This window comes from Streptomyces sp. A3M-1-3 (assembly GCF_024213665.1).
GTDB lineage: Bacteria > Actinomycetota > Actinomycetes > Streptomycetales > Streptomycetaceae > Streptomyces.
Genome location: NZ_JANAVP010000071.1, coordinates 1 through 1,575, shown reverse-complemented (window position 1 = coordinate 1,575; position 1,575 = coordinate 1). Strand labels below are relative to the sequence as shown.

General features: G+C 62.9%; 2 protein-coding genes. Both read right to left on the bottom strand.

Features of this window, described 5'->3' with window-relative positions; genetic code table 11:
* Positions 1-129: 129 nt before the first annotated feature.
* On the bottom strand, positions 130-267 hold the full coding sequence (locus tag NLX86_RS35260) for a hypothetical protein (RefSeq protein ID WP_374214028.1): 138 nt from the start codon (positions 265-267) through the stop codon (positions 130-132).
* 1 nt (position 268) lies between these two features.
* The coding region (locus tag NLX86_RS34165; protein ID WP_254375714.1) for a reverse transcriptase/maturase family protein at positions 269-1,575 on the bottom strand (1,307 nt) is incomplete at its 5' end.

The window sequence follows — 1,575 nt, the reverse complement described above, 5'->3', positions numbered from 1 at the left end:
AGTACCGGTAGGCCACTGGCGAGGTTTCCGCTGCGCGGACCCTTTTCCAGTGGCCCCCGGCCCGAACCCGCCGTGCACCCTTTCGATGCAGCGGGCTCTCCAGTGACTGCTGCGTGTTGTTCACCCGGGTCACACATGGATGCCTCCGTGACAAGGCGGGCAGACCACGAGGGTTCTGCGCCGTTTCTTGAGCATCAGCTGCGCCCATGGGGACTGTTCTCCCTGGCCGCGTAGCTCGGCGAGCGAGCGAACGTGGTGTACCTGCACCTCAGTTCGCCTTTCGCAGAGTTCGCACCAACCGCGTTGGAGCCGGTCGATCAGTTGGCTGCCGCGCGGGCGGTTGCGGGGGGGTGGACATGGTGGACGGGAGATCGTCGAGGACGGCCGTCCGTTTCCGGGTGAGGGGAATGCCACCGAACCGTGCGATCAGTGGTTTCCTGCCTTCGCGTTCGATCCTGGCCTCGAAGCACCTGCGTGGTCCCTGGGGTGTCCTGATGGTTGTTTTGTAGCGATTGGCCATCGTGGTCACCCTCGACCGGTGCCGGGCGGCCAGGGTCTTGAGCATGGAGGTCAACATGACCCCCTTGAGCCGGTCGAGTCTCCAGACGTCGCCGGCCAGCAGGTAGTACTGAACGATGCCCCGGTATTGAGCTCCGTAGAGGCTGACGATGTCGAAGGGTGTGCAACTCGTCAGAGGGAGCAGATGCGTGGGTTTGCCACGGCGGAGGAACGGGGCGCATTTGGCCTTGATCACGCCCCTGGGCACGCGGAGTTGGATCTTCCCGTTGATGGAACGGAGACCGCGGTTGACGCGGCCACCCCGGGAGACCTTTTCGTCAGCGTGCTGGACCGTGATCTCGTAGCCGAGGAAGCGGGCCGCCTGGGTGCGGCCGTGCGTGATCAGCGTCTTGTCCTGGTTCAGTTCCAGCTTGAGGTCGTCGCGCAGGAATGTGGCCAGGCGCTCTTTGATCGCCTCGGCTTCGGCCTTGGGTCCGATGAACCCGAGGAGGTGATCGTCTGCGTAGCGGATGTAGCGCAACCGCCGGTAGCCCGGATCGTATGGATCACCGGCCGGATGGCGGCGCAACTCCTTGCGCCATTGGCGGACTTGAGCGGTCTCGGTTTTCTCCTTTCTGTATGCGAGCCGCTTCCGGGTAGCCCCGATTGTATTCTCCAGCTCTCTGTAAGCCGGATTCTTTCGTCGGGTTGCCCCTCGGGTGTATTCCGGTATGAGAACAGTCTCAACAAACGTGTCCAGCCGGTCCATGTAGAGGTTGGACAGGAGAGGAGAGAGTACGCCACCTTGCGGGGAGCCCGACAATGTGGCATGCCATTTCCAGTCCTCCAGGTATCCCGCCTTCAGCATCTGTCGGATGAGGCGGAGGAACCGGTTGTCGTGGATCTTCTCCGACATGATCGACAGCAGGACCTCATGGTCGAGCGAGCCGAAGCAGTCGGAGATGTCTCCTTCGATAAACCAGGTTGTCCCGGTCCAGTTGTGTGTCACCTCGGACAGCGCCGTGTGACAGCCCCGGCCGGGGCGGAAACCGTGAGAGCGGCCGGAGAATCGTGGCT